Origin of the sequence: Faecalibacterium sp. Marseille-Q3530 (assembly GCF_017377625.1) — a bacterium.
GTDB lineage: Bacteria > Bacillota > Clostridia > Oscillospirales > Ruminococcaceae > Faecalibacterium > Faecalibacterium prausnitzii_E.
On the sequence record NZ_JAFREH010000002.1, the window covers coordinates 199,065 to 214,330 of the forward strand.

Annotated in this window: 17 protein-coding genes; 1 reads left to right on the forward strand and 16 read right to left on the reverse strand. The window is 54.6% G+C overall.

The genetic code is table 11. From position 1 onward, the window contains the following. Positions 1-143: 143 nt before the first annotated feature. The 15 genes from J3350_RS04100 to J3350_RS04170 form a co-directional block, all read right to left on the reverse strand. Positions 144-662 carry an N-acetyltransferase gene (locus J3350_RS04100; protein WP_207685781.1) on the reverse strand — a complete coding sequence of 173 codons (519 nt, stop codon included), beginning with the start codon at positions 660-662 and terminating at the stop codon, positions 144-146. 1 nt (position 663) lies between these two features. Continuing rightward, positions 664-1,893, reverse strand: a complete 1,230-nt coding sequence (locus J3350_RS04105) for a tyrosine-type recombinase/integrase (RefSeq protein WP_207685782.1) — start codon at positions 1,891-1,893, stop codon at positions 664-666. Between the two features lie 21 nt (positions 1,894-1,914). Next, positions 1,915-3,327, reverse strand: coding sequence for a DNA repair protein RadA (gene radA / locus J3350_RS04110; protein WP_207685783.1), 1,413 nt, complete (start codon positions 3,325-3,327; stop codon positions 1,915-1,917). A gap of 91 nt (positions 3,328-3,418) precedes the next feature. After that, the gene (locus tag J3350_RS04115) at positions 3,419-4,039 is read right to left on the reverse strand and encodes a SpoIIIAH-like family protein (protein ID WP_207685784.1); all 621 of its coding nucleotides are present in this window, start codon (positions 4,037-4,039) and stop codon (positions 3,419-3,421) included. Between the two features lie 49 nt (positions 4,040-4,088). Further along, positions 4,089-4,601 carry a stage III sporulation protein AG gene (locus J3350_RS04120; protein WP_207685785.1) on the reverse strand — a complete coding sequence of 171 codons (513 nt, stop codon included), beginning with the start codon at positions 4,599-4,601 and terminating at the stop codon, positions 4,089-4,091. Further along, positions 4,598-5,071: a hypothetical protein gene (locus J3350_RS04125; protein ID WP_207685786.1), complete on the reverse strand. Its 474-nt coding sequence runs from the start codon at positions 5,069-5,071 to the stop codon at positions 4,598-4,600. The genes J3350_RS04120 and J3350_RS04125 overlap by 4 nt, the downstream gene beginning before the upstream one ends. A 1-nt stretch (position 5,072) precedes the next feature. Continuing rightward, the gene (locus tag J3350_RS04130) at positions 5,073-6,077 is read right to left on the reverse strand and encodes a stage III sporulation protein AE (protein ID WP_207685787.1); all 1,005 of its coding nucleotides are present in this window, start codon (positions 6,075-6,077) and stop codon (positions 5,073-5,075) included. After that, positions 6,074-6,457 carry a stage III sporulation AC/AD family protein gene (locus tag J3350_RS04135; protein ID WP_207685788.1) on the reverse strand — a complete coding sequence of 128 codons (384 nt, stop codon included), beginning with the start codon at positions 6,455-6,457 and terminating at the stop codon, positions 6,074-6,076. Before J3350_RS04135 ends, J3350_RS04130 begins: the two co-directional genes overlap by 4 nt. Continuing rightward, positions 6,454-6,648, reverse strand: coding sequence for a stage III sporulation protein AC (gene spoIIIAC, locus J3350_RS04140; protein ID WP_022257164.1), 195 nt, complete (start codon positions 6,646-6,648; stop codon positions 6,454-6,456). The genes J3350_RS04135 and spoIIIAC overlap by 4 nt, the downstream gene beginning before the upstream one ends. Positions 6,649-6,666: 18 nt before the next feature. Then, positions 6,667-7,131 (reverse strand): hypothetical protein, encoded by a 465-nt coding sequence (locus J3350_RS04145; protein ID WP_207685789.1) that lies wholly within the window; start codon positions 7,129-7,131, stop codon positions 6,667-6,669. Beyond that, complete coding sequence (locus J3350_RS04150; RefSeq protein ID WP_207685790.1) at positions 7,128-8,030, reverse strand: ATPase, T2SS/T4P/T4SS family; 903 nt, start codon at positions 8,028-8,030, stop codon at positions 7,128-7,130. The genes J3350_RS04145 and J3350_RS04150 overlap by 4 nt, the downstream gene beginning before the upstream one ends. A gap of 144 nt (positions 8,031-8,174) precedes the next feature. After that, entirely contained in the window at positions 8,175-10,184 is a 2,010-nt protein-coding gene (gene ligA, locus J3350_RS04155) for an NAD-dependent DNA ligase LigA (protein ID WP_207685791.1), read from the reverse strand. Positions 10,185-10,415: 231 nt separating this feature from the next. Beyond that, positions 10,416-10,949, reverse strand: coding sequence for a TIGR00730 family Rossman fold protein (locus J3350_RS04160; RefSeq protein WP_207685792.1), 534 nt, complete (start codon positions 10,947-10,949; stop codon positions 10,416-10,418). A 24-nt stretch (positions 10,950-10,973) separates the two neighbouring features. Further along, a complete protein-coding gene (locus J3350_RS04165; protein WP_207685793.1) occupies positions 10,974-11,831 on the reverse strand; it encodes a YitT family protein in 858 nt (285 codons plus the stop codon). 802 nt (positions 11,832-12,633) lie between these two features. After that, positions 12,634-14,298, reverse strand: coding sequence for a recombinase family protein (locus J3350_RS04170; RefSeq protein ID WP_207685794.1), 1,665 nt, complete (start codon positions 14,296-14,298; stop codon positions 12,634-12,636). 213 nt (positions 14,299-14,511) lie between these two features. On the opposite strand from J3350_RS04170, the gene J3350_RS04175 reads away from it, so the two are divergent. After that, positions 14,512-14,718 carry a helix-turn-helix transcriptional regulator gene (locus tag J3350_RS04175; protein WP_207685795.1) on the forward strand — a complete coding sequence of 69 codons (207 nt, stop codon included), beginning with the start codon at positions 14,512-14,514 and terminating at the stop codon, positions 14,716-14,718. A gap of 204 nt (positions 14,719-14,922) precedes the next feature. Here the strand turns inward: J3350_RS04175 and J3350_RS04180 are convergent, their stop codons facing one another. Further along, a complete protein-coding gene (locus tag J3350_RS04180; RefSeq protein WP_207685796.1) occupies positions 14,923-15,234 on the reverse strand; it encodes a hypothetical protein in 312 nt (103 codons plus the stop codon). Between the last annotated feature and the right edge of the window lie 32 nt (positions 15,235-15,266).

Sequence of the window (15,266 nt, forward strand, 5' to 3'; positions counted from 1 at the left end):
GTGAAATACAGGGGAGTGAAAAAAACCTCTTTTCTCCAATTTTTGCCAATTAAGGCCGCTGGGCTCGATTTTGAGCTCCAGCGGCCTTTTTGCGGTATGTATGCAATTGGTGTATTCTTGGTCTGTTTTTTCTGCTTTTTGATCTACACTTTTGTCAAGAAACGATTCATCACAACGACGGTGTAATCGTTTGTATGATCTCTCAAGCCGGTATCCGTGAATTGATTCTTCAGCCAGAACGATCTGCTTTGTTCGTTTCCATCCACATAACCCAAACGAATGTATTGATAATCCCATTGCGCCAGACAGGCACACAGCTCCGTGATGATCGAGCTTCCGACGCCGGTTCCTTGCAGGTCTTTCTCCATCATAAAGAATCCGATGAACCCACTTTGCGCATCCGGATAATGGTCGATGAAATCCATCACAGCCACAAGCCGCTGGTGGACGTCAAAATAGCCCAGATAATACTTATCCTGTTCCTGACCGGCCTTGCGCTGCGGCAGGGCCTTCATATCGGCTTCGATCTTTTCCGGCGTCACAAACGGCGGACAATGCTCATAAAACTGCGGATTTTTCTCACAAAGCGCAAAAATGGACGGAATATCGTCACGGAGCAGTCGTCGCACCGTATAAGTGCCTGAAAATTTCGTATAATCCATTTCAGTGCTCCATTTTCTCACTTGCATCCGGGTCACGTAACGCCGAAACATCTACGCGGAAACCGTCTTTGGCAGCCCCATCAAAGGCTTCCATCGGCCCAGTCGGCATTTCGGCTGCATCATCCGGAGCATCCTTCGCTCCTGCGTCCATTTCTGCCCCGTCCGTCGAAATTCCCCCGTGGGTCTCCCCCGCCTCCTGTTTCGTTGTATCCAAGTTTGTCTTCCGGACTTCACCCAGCGGGTTCTGCTCAATGGCTGCGCGAACCTGAAATTCTTGCAGATGCGTATAGATCTGGGTCGTTCCCACACTGCTGTGGCCGAGCAGCTGCTTGAGCGTCAGAATATCCACATTGCCGGTCTGGTACATCAGCGTAGCTGCTGTATGCCGCAGCTTATGGGTCGAAAAGCCCTTCAGCCCTGCCGCCTTCATGGCACCTGTCACCAGCTGTTCCACGCGGCGGTTCGAGATGCGGTCTTTCATGCGGCGGGTCACAAAAACGGCCTTTTCCTTGGGGTCCAGACCTTCCATCGTGTTCCGCTTTTTGAGATACAATTGCAGCGCTTCGATGCAGGCATCATTCAGGTAGACCATGCGCTCCTTGTGGCCTTTGCCGAACAACCGGATCTGCCGCTGTTCCAGGTCAATGTCGCCAAGGTCCATCCCGACCAGTTCTGCCAGACGCATCCCGCAGTTCAGAAACAGCACGACCATGCAGTAATCCCGCTCCGGGAAATCGCTCTGATGCTGGGTGCTTTCCAGCAGCTGCATGGATTGCTCCGCCGTCAGATATTTGGGCAGAACTTTATCCTGCTTGGGCGGTTTGATGGAGGCCGTCGGGTCCTGCGAAAGGCGGTTGACCTGATTGACCAGATAGTCGTAAAACCCATGCAGGCTGGCCAGCCGCCGGGCGGTGGAGGACTTTTTGTTTCCACATTCACGGTTCAGAAAATACAGATATTCGTAAACGTCCTCTTTTGTCACGCTGCCCCAGAATGCGGTGTCGAGCCCTTTGGGGTCGATCTCTTTCAGTTCCGTATCCTCTGCCACAAGGCCCCTGCGGCGCTTCATAAAGCGGCTGAAGCCGCGCAGATCGCAGTAATAGCTGAACGCTGTGTTCGCGCTTTTGCCTGCAATCACTTCCAGATAACGCACATACTCCACAATGTCCGCCGAAGCATCATCGAACGGTTTGTGCTTGCTGGGATTCTTTTCATCAAGATAGATGGACATATCGTTTCCTTATCATTTCCATTAAAGGCGGTCGTTTTTTAAAGCATGGATCGCATCCGAGATATAAGCCGCCCCTACGAGCTTCATGCCCGGATAATCCGCCGGGTTCAGATGCGCGAGGCTGTGTTTCGGCACGACGGCACGTTCAAAGCCGATCCGTTCCGCCTCCCGCAGACGCTGTTCCAGATTAGGCACACTGCGCACCTCGCCGCCCAGACCGACTTCACCGATGGCGATCAATTTGTCGCTGACCGGGCAGTCCAGCAGCGATGAGACTATGCTGAGGCAGACCGCCAGGTCGCAGGCCGTATCCCGCAGCGTGATGCCGCTGACGATGTTGATATACACATCCAGGTTGCCGAAGAAATACCCGGCGCGTTTTTCAAGGACCGCAATGAGAAGGTTCATGCGGTTGTAATCATAGCCGCTGCAGGCGCGGCGCGGTGCCGGGAAATTCGTTTTCGTCGCAAGCGCCTGAATTTCGCTCAAAATGGGGCGGCTGCCCTCCATCGTACAGGCAACGCAGTTGCCGGAAACGCCGAGTGGACGGCCTTCCAGAAGCATCTGCGAGGGGTTTTCGATCTCTTCCAGCCCCTGCCCCGTCATATCGAACATGCCCAGTTCATTCGTGGAGCCATAGCGATTTTTGGCTGCCCGCAGGATGCGGTAAGGCAGCATTTTGTCGCCCTCAAAGTATAGCACCGTATCCACGATGTGCTCCATGACCTTGGGGCCGGCAATGGCACCATCCTTGTTGACATGGCCCACAATGAACATCGGGATCTCCTGCTTTTTGGCCACTGCCAGCAGCCGGGCCGCGCTTTCCTTCACCTGGCTGACCGTGCCGGACGAAGAGGAGATGTCCATGCAGCGCATGGTCTGGATGGAGTCGATGACCACAAGGTCTGGCTTTTCCTTTTCGATCAGGCCGCAGATCTCGTCCACGTCGTTTTCGGCTACCAGATAGATGTTCTCCTGCGGGATCTTGAGCCGCGCAGCACGCAGCTTGACCTGCCGCACCGACTCTTCCCCCGTAATATACAAAACCGTGTGCTGGTTGGAGATGGCACCGCAAAGCTGCAGCAGCATGGTGGATTTGCCCACGCCAGGCTCACCGCTGAGCAGGACCACACCGCCCAACACGATGCCGCCGCCCAGCACACGGTCCAGTTCGGAGATGCCGGTCAGAATGCGGCTTTTCTCCTCGGTCGTGCTGATCTCCGACAGGCGCTTCGCCGTCAGCGAGGTCACACCCTCCTGCCGGGCAGGGGCAGCGGCTTTTCCGCCGGTAAGCCCCGCCTTGGGGGCCTCTGCGATCACATCTTCGTTCATGGTGTTCCAGCTGCCGCAGCTGGGGCAGCGGCCCATCCAGCGCGGGCTGGTCTCCCCGCAGTTGGAACAGACGTAAACGGTCTTCAGTTTTGGTTCTTTCATAGACGCTCCTGTGGGGCCCGCCGGGCGGCAGGCCCGCTTTGTTTGTTCCTCTTTATATTACCACATCCGGCGGACCCCCGCAACCGCTCTCTTATTTTACCTCTACGATGGTGATGTTCTGCGCCGTCACGCTGCTTTTGCTCAGGACGATATCCCGGATCTGCGCCACCTGCGCTGCTGTCAGTGCGTCGCCGGAGGTCATCACCGTCAGGTCTGCCCGGCCGGACTGCAAAAAGCAGAGGCAGTCTGCGAAGCCTTTGGCCTTGACCATCGTTTCGATCTCATTTTCCGCATGGAGATCTTCCAGATTGCCGGTCAACTGCTGGGTGTAGCTCTTTTTCTCTTCTGCGGAGAGCGACGACGATTTCAATGCCTTCTGAACGGCGTCCATTGCTTCGTCGTGCGCCTTGGTCCGCTTGAGCCGGGCCTCATCAAAGAACTTGGAGCCGCTGTGATTCGCTACGCTGACGAGCTGTGCTTCTCCATAATTCTTGTTGGCGCTGGAAACGGCTTCCGCCTCGGTCATCAGGCCGTCCAGAATGGGCGCGGAGGCTTCGTCCGCCGTGTCTGCTCCTGCCGCAACCTGGACGGCGTTTTCCTCCAGCGTGACGCCCGCCCGCGCATACTGCCAGTTCAGATAGACCGCAACGACCAGAGCCGCCGCCAGGGTAAGCGCCGTCACTTTTCGGGTGTTCTTGGAAATAGCTCTCATGGAAATGTTCCTCCTTGTCTCTGCGACTGAATGGTTCGGAAACAGCCGGTCAGGGCCGGCGTTGTTCTACACAGATCCGGGTAGACGAAATATCCAGCAATGCCCGCACAAGCTCAGTGATCCGTGCAGCGACCCGGACATCTCCCCCGCCGTCACAGACGACCGCGACCCCGCACACCTGCGGATAATAGACCGTCTGCGCCAGAGCCGTTCCGTCATCCAACAGCACATGCGTTTCCTGGCTTTGGGTCTGTCCCGACTGCGTGTCCGTAGCATAGACGGTCTCCTCCCCGGTTTCCAGTGTCACCATCACGGTCGTGGCCCCGGCCCCATCGATCTGCCCGATCAGGTCCTGGAGCTGTGCTTCCAGCTGCTCCCGGTAGGCTGACGCCTGGGAAGCCGACGCCGCGGATGGTTCCGCAGGCGGCGTTGCGGGCAGCAGTTCGGAGAGCAGCAGCAACAGCATCGCCGCGCCGCCCAGCACCACGGCCAGTCGGGTGCGGTTCTGCTTTTTCAGCAGTGCCCGGAAATCAAATGTTGTTCCTTCTCCCCGCTGTTTCATGGCGCATTCTCCCCGCCGGGTACGTTCCACACAGGCGATACGCCCAGCGTATGTTGAAGCAGTTCCTCTACCGCGTCCCGCGTTTCTTCCGCCTCTCCCGTCGGCGTTACCGTCAGGGAATGGACCTGTACGCCCTCCGCTGTCTCTTCTAGCTCGATGCGGATGGCGACCTCTGCGCCCAGCTCCTCACGGCAGCGGGCTTCCAAAGTTTCTTCCAGCTGAGACGCCGCCGCACGAAGCACGGTCTCCTTCTGTGTTCCCAGTTCCACCGAAGACGCCGTCGGGAGAGCGAACGTCTGCCACTCCCCTTTTGCCTGCGGAAGCACACAGAGGGCCACTGCTAAAATATATAACCCAGCCACCGCTTTTATGCTGCGCCTGGCCCACCCCTGCCCTGTGAGCTGTGCGGTCAGCTCCGCGCAGATACACGCCGTGCAGAAAACTGCCACCGCCGCTTTGATGTTCTGCACTTCATCCACCCCCTACCACAAAGAGCAGTGCCGTGCCTGCAATGGCAAGCCCCGCAAACAGCGCCGTCACCGCCATCATACAGCGAAGCGCCTCTGCAAAACATTCCAGAAGGTTCTGGCAGCGCTCACTGCCCATCATTCCGCATAGAAGTCCGCATCCGGAAAGCAGGCCCAGCTGGATAAGCATTCCCAGATAGACCGGCACGAATTCTGCTGCAATGGTCAACAGTGCAGCCAGCCCCAGCCCGCTTTTCAAAAGCTGAAGGCACGACAGCACCGTCTCCGAGGCGTCGCGCAACGTCTCCCCGATGATCGGCACCGTCCCGGTCAGAAGCTGCCCGGTGCGAAGGGCCGCACGGTCCAGCTGCAGCGTTGAGATGCGCTCCAGACCCAAAAGGGCAACCAGAAGTTTGCCCGCCCACCCCAGCAGCTTTTCCAGCGCACTGCCAACCGCCTTGCAAAAGCTCCCCAGCCCAGTCTCCGCACAGATACAGCAGGCCATGCTCAGAGCCAGATAGCATTGGAGCAGCGGCGGAACCAGCACCGTGAGCCCCTGCGCCAGAACACACAGCAGCGTCAGAAGAAAACCGCCTGCCGAAGCGCCTGCCACGCTCTCGCCGCCCAGGGTCAGGACCCCTGCATACACTGGCAGAAAACCCAGAAGAAACCGGTTCCAGCTTTCGATCTGGGTGCAGAGCGTTTCGGAAAGGGCCACGAGCTTCTCCCATAGCAGGACCCCGCAGCCCCCTGCGCAGACGAGGTCCAGCAGTGTTCCATCCGCATGGCCGCCCAACAGCAGTGCGATGACGGCGCCCAGCACCAGAAAGGTCAGAACCGCCGCATATCCGCTTGCTGCGGTATGCAGAGCCGAGGGCAGGGACTCCGGCAGAAAACTGCGCAGCGCCTCCCAGGGGTTTTCTGCGAACGCCGCAGGCGGTACCGGGCTTTGTTCCAGATAAGGCCCCCACGTCTCCGCGCCCGGAAGGCGCATATCCCAGTTGTTCATCCCGTCATACTCCCGATTCGCTGTAAAATCTCTTCCAGCAGCGGCCACGCCGCCGCAAGCACCAGACAGCGGCCGGCCAGCCCGACACACCACGCCAGCGATTCCGCTCCGGCTTCTTCGCAGAGGGTGTGGGTATAGTCCGTCAGAAGCAGAACGACCGCGCTCTTCATCAGGCACGAAAAGGCTGCGCCGTTCGTCTGCTCCCCCAGGCGGACGATGCCGAGGAGCGCCGCCCGGAATGCAGACCCGACCCGCACCAGAAGCACCAGTGCCGCCCCCAGCGAAAGCAGCAGCGCGTAGGATGGGACACTGCGCCTGAGCACCGTATAAAGCAATGCTGCCACAAGCGCCAGACCAAAGGCCGCTGCCGCCGCACTCATAGTGCGAACAGGGATTTGATGGTCACGAACAGGGCGCTGATCTGTTTCACCAGAATGGACAGGACCACGACCAGCCCTGCCAGTGTCGTCATCATCGCCTGGTCCTCCCGCCCGGAGCGGATCAGCAATTGGTTCAGCACCGCTACGATGATGCCAATGGCCGCGATCTTAAAGATCAGGTCGATCTCCATCTTTTTCATCCTCTCCGCTCAAATCAGCAAAATTGCAGCCGCCAGCCCCAGCGCAAGGCCAAGCTTATGCGAAAGCTCGTTCGTTTGCCGCAGCTGCGGTGCAAGCTCTGTCTGAAACGCCTCGAACTGCTGGATGTAAAATGCAAGCTGCCGGCATTCCTGCGCTGCTTCTGCATGGCCCAGCCCTGCCATGCACGCCCGGAACACGTTCTGCTCCCGCCGGGTCAGTGCCGGATCGGGAGCCAGCGTTTGCAGCGAATGCTCTGTCTGCCCCACAAGACCCTCCCGCTGCATAGCACAAAGCAAAGATCTCAGATCCGTACGCCGAAATTCGATCTCCCGGCGGATGCGTTCCAGTAGGGCAATGGTCTTTTGCAGTGCCTGCCGATGTGCCTCTGCACGGATGCAGACCCCATCGCCAACGCACCAGCCGCAGAATACCAGGCAGACCGCCCCGATGCCATGCAAAAAGAGGCTGCTCATAAAAACCGCACCTCCCGCACCTGCCCCGGCTCCGCCCGCCCTTTGAGCCAGACCAGTACATGGAGTGCACCCCGCGCCTGCAGCGCCTGCACCTGGGGGCGTCCGACCGCTTCTTCCGGGGACGCTGCATGGAGCGTTGCGATAAAGTCCACGCCGCTGAAAAGCCCCTGTTCGAGCGCTGTCACCTCATCCAGACCGCCCAGCTCGTCCAACAAAAGGATCTGCGGCGAGAGTGTCCGCAGTGCCATCTGCACAGCCTGTCCCTTCGGGATGCCGGAGATCACATCCAGCGCTTCACCGGGCGTCTTCCGCCGGGAGCTGCCCGAAAACAGCTCCCGCCGCTCGTCGATGACCGAGACCAGCTTTTTCTGGCAGACAAGCTCCCGCGCAATGCTGCGCAGAAGCGTCGTTTTGCCGCTGCCTGGCTCGCCTATGAGAAGCATCCCGATGAAATGCGTCTGCATGGCTGCACACAGTTCCTGTGGGAGCGGGATAGTTTTCTCCCGCGCAATGCGTAGGTTGACGGAGGTCAGTTCCTGCAAAACGACGCCCTGTTCCGGGTTTTGCAGAAAGCGCCCACCAAGGCCCGCCCGGCACCCGGAGGGACCCGTCACATACCCCTGCGCGATCTCCGTCTGATGCGTGTGGACCGACCCGCCGCACAGTGTGAACAAGATCTCCTCCATCTGCTGCGGCGTCAGAAGCATCCGCTGCAAGGAGGCAAGCTCCCGCGCTGTTTCCTGCGGTGTGCAGACTGCCCCGCGCATCGTGAACGCTGGTGCACAGCCCACCCGCAGCCGAAGCTCCTGCACATCGGGCGCAAGGGCCGACGGCATGTCCAGAAGCGGCCGAGCCAGCCAGCTTGGCAGCGATTGAACCACCTGATAATACTCGTCCATTCTGCATTCTCCTTCCGCGTCTCTTGTCATCACTGTATGCAGCCGGGCGGAAGATAGAACCGGGCAGCACAAACGCCCGCACAGCGTGTTCCACTGTACGGGCGTTTGATGGGGTTCTTCTTTTATTCAGGACGCCGGAAAGATTCAGGATTCCGGCTTTGGTTCCTCGTTCAACAGGGCGAGGAACTCTGCTTCGGTCAGCACCGGCACACCAAGCGCCTGTGCCTTGGTCAGCTTCGAGCCTGCCGCCGTTCCGGCCACCACATAGGCCGTCTTTTTCGAGACGGAACCGCTGGCCTTGCCGCCGTTCTTTACGATCAGCGCTTCCGCCTCATTGCGGGAAAGGGTCTCCAGTGTGCCGGTCACGACCAGCGTTTTTCCGGCGAGTTTGTCGCCCTTTGGCTCTCCCTTCCACTGCATATTCAATCCGGCATCCGCCAGACGATGGACCAGGTCGGTCGTGCCGTCTTTTGCAAAGAACTCGGTCACGCTCTGAGCCATCACACCGCCAAAGCCATCGATCTCGCTGATTTGTTCCTCGGTCGCTTCCCGGATGGCTTCCAGCGAACCGAAATGTTCCGCCAGCAGAGCCGCAGCCTTATCGCCGATGTTCCGAATGCCAAAGCCAAACAGCAGCTTGTCCAGATTGTTTTCCCTGGAGTGCGCGATGGCTTGCAGCAGATTGGTCGCACTCTTTTCCTTGAATTTTTCCAGCGTCAGCAGCTGCTCCAGCGTGAGGGTGTAAAGGTCAGCCGCCGAGTGCACCAGCCCCTTATCCACCAGCTGCGTTGCAACCGCCGTACCGAGGCCGTCGATGTCCATGGCATCGCGGGAAGCAAAGTGGATGATGTTGCGGAGTGCCTGTGCCGGGCACTCCGGGTTGACACAGCGCAGTGCCGCCTCATCTTCCAGATGCACTACCGGTGCGCCGCAGGACGGGCAGACTGTGGGCATCTCATAGGGCTGTGCGTCTTCCTCATGGCGGGTCACACCGATGACCTCCGGAATGATATCACCGGCTTTGCGCACCTGAATAGTATCCCCGATGCAGAGGCCGAACTGATGGATGAAGTCCTCGTTGTGGAGCGTCGCACGCGCTACGGTAGTCCCCGCCAGAAAGACCGGGTCAAAGCAGGCCGTCGGGGTCAGAACGCCCGTGCGGCCCACAGCCACTTCAATGCTGCGTAGCGTCGTTTCCTTGACCTCCGGCGGGTACTTGAACGCAATGGCCCAGCGCGGGAATTTGTTGGTCGAACCCATCAAATCGCGCTGTGCAAAAGCATTTACTTTGATGACGGCACCGTCCATATCAAAATCGAGCTTCGAACGGTTCTGGCCGATCTGCTCGATCTCAGCAATGGCGTCTTCGATGTTGTGCACCACGTGATAGCGCGGCGAGACCGGCAGACCCAGGCTCTTGAGGTAGTCCAGACTCTCTGCATGGGTAGTCAGTTCCTTGCCGCGGATCTGCTGCACATTGAAGATAAAGATCGACAGCCCACGGCTCCCGGTGATTTTTGAATCCTTCTGGCGCAGTGAACCGGCGGCTGCATTGCGCGGATTCTTAAAGGGGGCCGCTCCCTGCAATTCCTGCTCGGCGCAAAGGTGCTGGAACGCTTCATGCGGCATATACACCTCACCGCGCACTTCCAGAAACTCCGGTGCATCCTTCAGCTGTTTGGGGATCTTCCGGATGGCTTTGACATTGGCCGTCACGTCTTCGCCGACCACACCGTCGCCGCGGGTGGAAGCCCGCACCAGCGTACCGTTTTCGTATTCCAGGCTGCACGAAAGGCCATCAATCTTGATCTCCACCACGTATTCCGGTTCGACGCCTGCTTCACGTACCCGGCGGTCAAAGTCGCGCAGTTCGTCAAACGAAAACGCATCCAACAGACTTTCCATTTTGACCGCGTGTGTGACCTTGGCAAACCGTCCGCTGGGGGTCCCGCCGACATGCTGCGTCGGTGAGTTGGGTGTGACCAGCTGCGGGAACTGTGCTTCCAATTCTTTCAGCTCCCGTGTCAGGGCATCGTATTCAAAATCCTCCAGTTCGGGGGCATCCTGATCGTAATAAAGGCGGTTGTTCTTTTCGATCACCGCGCGCAGTTCTTCCACGCGCTTCTGCGCTTGCTCCAGTTCCAAATACTCCACGCTCCTTTTCTATGGACTATTATAGCATAAAACGGCGCGGCATTCGAGTCAATTTTTCGCTGTAGAAATGTGCCGCTCGAACAAGCTATACAATTTGTATTCTTTTCATTGTATGCGTTTTTGATGCAGATGAAATTTTGTTGCGGACAGCTTTCTCATGATTTACTCTTTGTTTTATTTACTCAGCTTCAATCGTATCTGCGTCATTTTAATTCGGCTCGTTTTGCAAAATCAACGGTTCAAAATCGCCTTGATCTCCGCGAGATCCTTTGCAAAATAGATTCCTTTCTGCCGTTCTTCAGACGACAGGCCCGTTTCGATCATGTGGCCCAGCAGCATCCGCAGGCCGGTATAATAGCCATCCAGGTCGTACAGAATGCAGGGCGCATCCAGATGCTTCAGCGAGACTTTGGACATCACCTCCGCGATCTCTTCCAGCGTACCTGTCCCGCCGGGAAACGCAATGAACGCATCGCCCAGCTCGATCATCTTCGTCTTCCGTTCGGTCATATCCTTTGTGACGATCAGCTCCGTGAGGCCATCGTGTTGAAGTTCCCCTTTGACAAAGAACGCCGGCTCTACGCCGGTCACCTCTCCGCCCGCAGCCAATACACTGTCCGCCAGTGCACCCATCAGGCCGCTTCGGGACCCGCCGTAGATCAGCGCATTCCCGCTCTCCCCGATCCAGCGCCCAAGCTCCTGCACGGCCGCTTTCAATGCCGGGGTGTTTCCTTCGTTTGCTCCAAGATAAACTGTAATGTTCATAGGGTCTCCTTTCACATCCGGTGCTCAGGTCTTGGGCTGATACTGCACACTGGACACATTGTAAATAGTGACAAACGCCTTGGGGTCCTCCCGGTTGATAAAGTTCATCAGCTTCTGATACTCGCTCTTGTCCACGATGGTAATGATCTCGTTGTGTTTTTCCAGATTGTATGCGCCGATGGCCTCGTACATGGTCGCACCACTGTGCAGATCGTTGATGATAAACTGCCGCAGCGCCTCCTCTTTTTCGGTGATGATGCAGACGCGGCGCTTGATGCTGTTGTCGAAGATGAAATGATCCAGCACGATGCCGTTGAAATAAGTGCCCAGAATGCTCAGGACCACCGTTTTCTTATCATAGACCAGCGCTGCGGAAAGCGCTATGCACATCCCCGACAGAGACATGGCTTTTCCCAATTCCATGTGCAGGTACTTGTTCATGATTTTCGCTACGATATCCAGCCCGCCGGAGGACGCGTTGCGGTTGAACAAAATGCTCAACCCGATGCTGACCACCAGGATATAGCACACCACGTCCAGCTCCTGACTGCCAGTCATCGAGCCAGCCTCCGGGAACAGCTTTTCAAATAGCCCCAGAAACACTGGCAGCAGCACACTGGTGTAAACGGTCTTTGCGCCAAACTCTCTGCCGCAGGTAAAGAACCCGACAATGAGAAGCACAACGTTCAGGATCATTGTAATGACCGACAAGGGCAGTGGCACAAAATTGGACAGCACGATGCCAAGGCCGGAAATGCTGCTGACGGATGTATGGCTCGGCACCAGAAAAAAGTAGACGCCCGCCGCAATGATCGCGACCGCCCCGGTCAGGACGGCCATCTCTTTCAGAAGTACGCCGGTCTTTGCTTTCATATCATTCATCTTTGCTCCTCCAGATTCAAATTCTCTTCAACACAGTATACCATGGTTTTCCCCTTTCGGAAAGGACCTGCACAAAAAAGACCCCTGCGGTGCATCCAGAACCGCAGGGGTATCGTTGCATTCTTATCGGTTTGCAAAATTCAGCCTCTCTCCTCTAAAAAAATTTCATTCGTATCGTAATAATGGTTTAGGAGCTGCTTTATATATTTCGGGAAACAGTCCTCCCCGCCCGATGTCAAGTCTTGGACAACAAATTTCATAAATTCCTTTTTAAGGACTCCTCCCCAACACTACAGCAAATCATTGATTTTCCTTGATATTCCGCCATTTTTCACTTTGGCGGTCTATTTTTTTGCCCCGATCTTCATTTTTACCGATGATGATCTAGGTTCTTTACCTTTTTCAATCTTATAGGAATCCGCATTTAATCTTTTTCTGTGCTGCGCCAAATCTTTACAGGATTCCATATCAATCTTTTCCAAAAATCCTGCTTATCTCTGGTTTTTCCATCAAAAGCAGAAATTCGATCCAACATGCCATCAACAGCCCGAAAAGATAGGTGTCAAAAATGCCCTGAGATTTTTGTTAAAAAAGACTAAGATTTTTAATTTTCGAGCAAGCGATACACTTTTCCCTCTCCATCATGTTCTTTGTTAAAAAATAAACATTCGTTAAAAGTCCGGCAAAGATTCATCTGGTTTGTCAAGAAGATAGCCTTTTTCACAATAAAAAAGCTCCCACCTGCAACTCAAAGTTTCCTTTGAATCACAAGTGGGAGCCACTACCAAATCAAATATTATTCTTAGTTCTCTTTTTGTTCTGCTTCAATTTCAGATTTTTTTCTTCTGCCCCGGCGTTTCTTTTCTGTTTCCGGTTTCACATCCCCAATATCATAAATGACAACTTGCTCATCCGGGTACAAGGTTCCATTCAAGGTATAGCTAAGTTTACCACCGTTGTCATCCTCGAAAGGCAGCATTCTCCGAAACTCCACCTGGATAGCCGGCACCTTAATGCTGATTGCATAAGTCTGCTTGCTTTCCTCATTACTGAACTTGATCGCATTCGGATCTTTTTCTGAACAAGGCTGAATCGCAATCTGCCTGGTCTTTGCGTTGAGCAGCACCCTGATGTAAGGCGCGTAGTTTAACTCTACAGCTGTTGCCTTATTGAATTTCAGACTGTTTGAAGTCACCGTCATAACAGACTCGCCTTTCGGTTGCTTTAGATTGATTACCTCAAATCCTTTCAAAATTTCCATTTCACATTCCTCGCTTTCATATTCTATGTGTACCTGCTCTGGCTTTGCATCAACCAGTGCCATCACCTTTTCTGTTGCCGTTTCCAATCTCTTGAGGGAAACAGCCTTCCATGTAGGTCTGATGGGGACGAATCCTAACAGCACTCCCTTTCGTAATGGAATCAGCCTTTGCTGTTTGGGGCGAATGCGCCTCCGCTTGCCTGCAATCTGTTCCAGCCTTACCTGTGCCTTATCCCAGACCTCTCGCTCTACGATTGCGGGGTGATGGTCTGGTATAAAATACTGCTCCACCTCGCCTTCGTTTTTCTTGGTCTTGTGGGTCAAACAATCTACCGTATAGGTTTTCTGCATCAGAACGTCGCCGCAGTATTTTTCATTCCGCAGGATATTCTTGACCGATTCACCCGTCCACGGATTATTTTTGATTGTCCTGATTTCCAACGCATTGAGCTTTTCTGCAATTTCTGCTGGGTGCATTCCTTTATCAAAGCTCATATAGATGGTACGAACAATTTCAGCTTCGTTGGTAATGATTACCATTTCACCATCATCGTCCGTATCATAGCCCAGCAGACTCGTCGTACTGATTTTTTGCGTTCCGGCTTTCATCCGGCTTCGAGTTGCCCACTTGATATTAGTGGAGATGCTTCGGGATTCCTCCTGTGCGAAGGAAGCCAGCATCGTCAGAAATACTTCTGCCTTTTCATCCAGACTATCCAAGCGTTCCTTGTCAAAATACACACTGACAGGTGGCCGGAGGTTCCGCAGCAATCGAATATTAGTCAGGCAGTCCACCACATTACGAGCAAAACGACTGATAGACTTCGTAAGAATCAGATCAATTTTCTTAGCCTTTGCATCCTCTATCATCTGCTGAAACTGCACTCGATGCTTAACTTGTGTACCAGAGATTCCTTCATCCGCATAAATGCCTGCCAGCTCCCAGTCTGGATGCTCCGCTATAACAGTGTTGAAATGTGCCATTTGCTCTTCCAGACTGGTTTCCTGCGCCTCCTGATCTGTGCTGACACGACAGTATGCAGCGACACGCTTTTTAGGTGGTTCTTCCGTTTCCGCCACGACACCCACTGTTGCAGGAATTATTTTCACATCATAGGTCTTTGTCAGGCGAGGTGTCTTTTTTCTTCCCTTTTCCTTACGTCGTTCTACCACAATTGGCCTTTTAGCATGACTATCGCTTGCCACATTTCTCCCTCCTTCCACTTTTTCTTCCTATTACAAAGTTGCCCATGTTATAGCATTATCATTAATGTCATAACATGGGCAAACACTATTTGCAGACTCTCTATCTTACTTATTATACCGCATTGTGGGTATCTCCACAATATCCATTTGCATACCCAACCCGTATAATGAAACGTAAAGAATGATTTTTTACAAGCAAAAGTGGTGACAGCATTGATTGATTTTACTCCTCTGTGGGAAACTATGCGCCGCAAGCAGGTAACACAGTACCAGCTTCTCAAAAACGGCTTGGACAACAAAACGCTGGACACCCTGAAAAAAAATCGGAATATTACACTATCCACATTAGAAAAACTTTGTCTGATGCTTGATTGTTCTCCTAATGATGTCGTGCAGTTCATTCCAGACGATAAAAAATAATGCCGTCATAGTACCGTATAGTCGGTGGCTGTGACGGCATTCCATTATATATAGGTATATATAGGTAGAAACGCTCCCTCTATAACTATCACATTCCTACGGAATGAAACACCCTCATAGCCGAGAAGATACAAATCCTCTCAACTATGAGGGCGTTGCTTTTATTCAAGCAGTTCCAAAGGCAGGCTATCCTGGTCGGGCGTCTTATATGTACCATACCTGCCGAAGCATTACTGCCGCCAGTTCCAGAAGTACTACCACACCGCCGACCACCTGCGGTATCATAAAAATCACGAATCCACCGACCAGCATTTGAAGTGCTTCCATCCCCTGCGACTGCTGCAGGAGGTACGAAAGCACCGCCGTCGCCAATAGCACACTGCCCAGCAGATAGAAAATCCATGCAGAACAGTGATGCAGAAATACCACAAACCACTTTGCCAGCCACACCGCAAGGATCAGCGGCAGGGTCATCATCACCATCATCAGTTTTAGCAGCCATCGAATCGCTTTCATAATGTCCTCTTTCTGGCTGGTCTGTTGCCCAT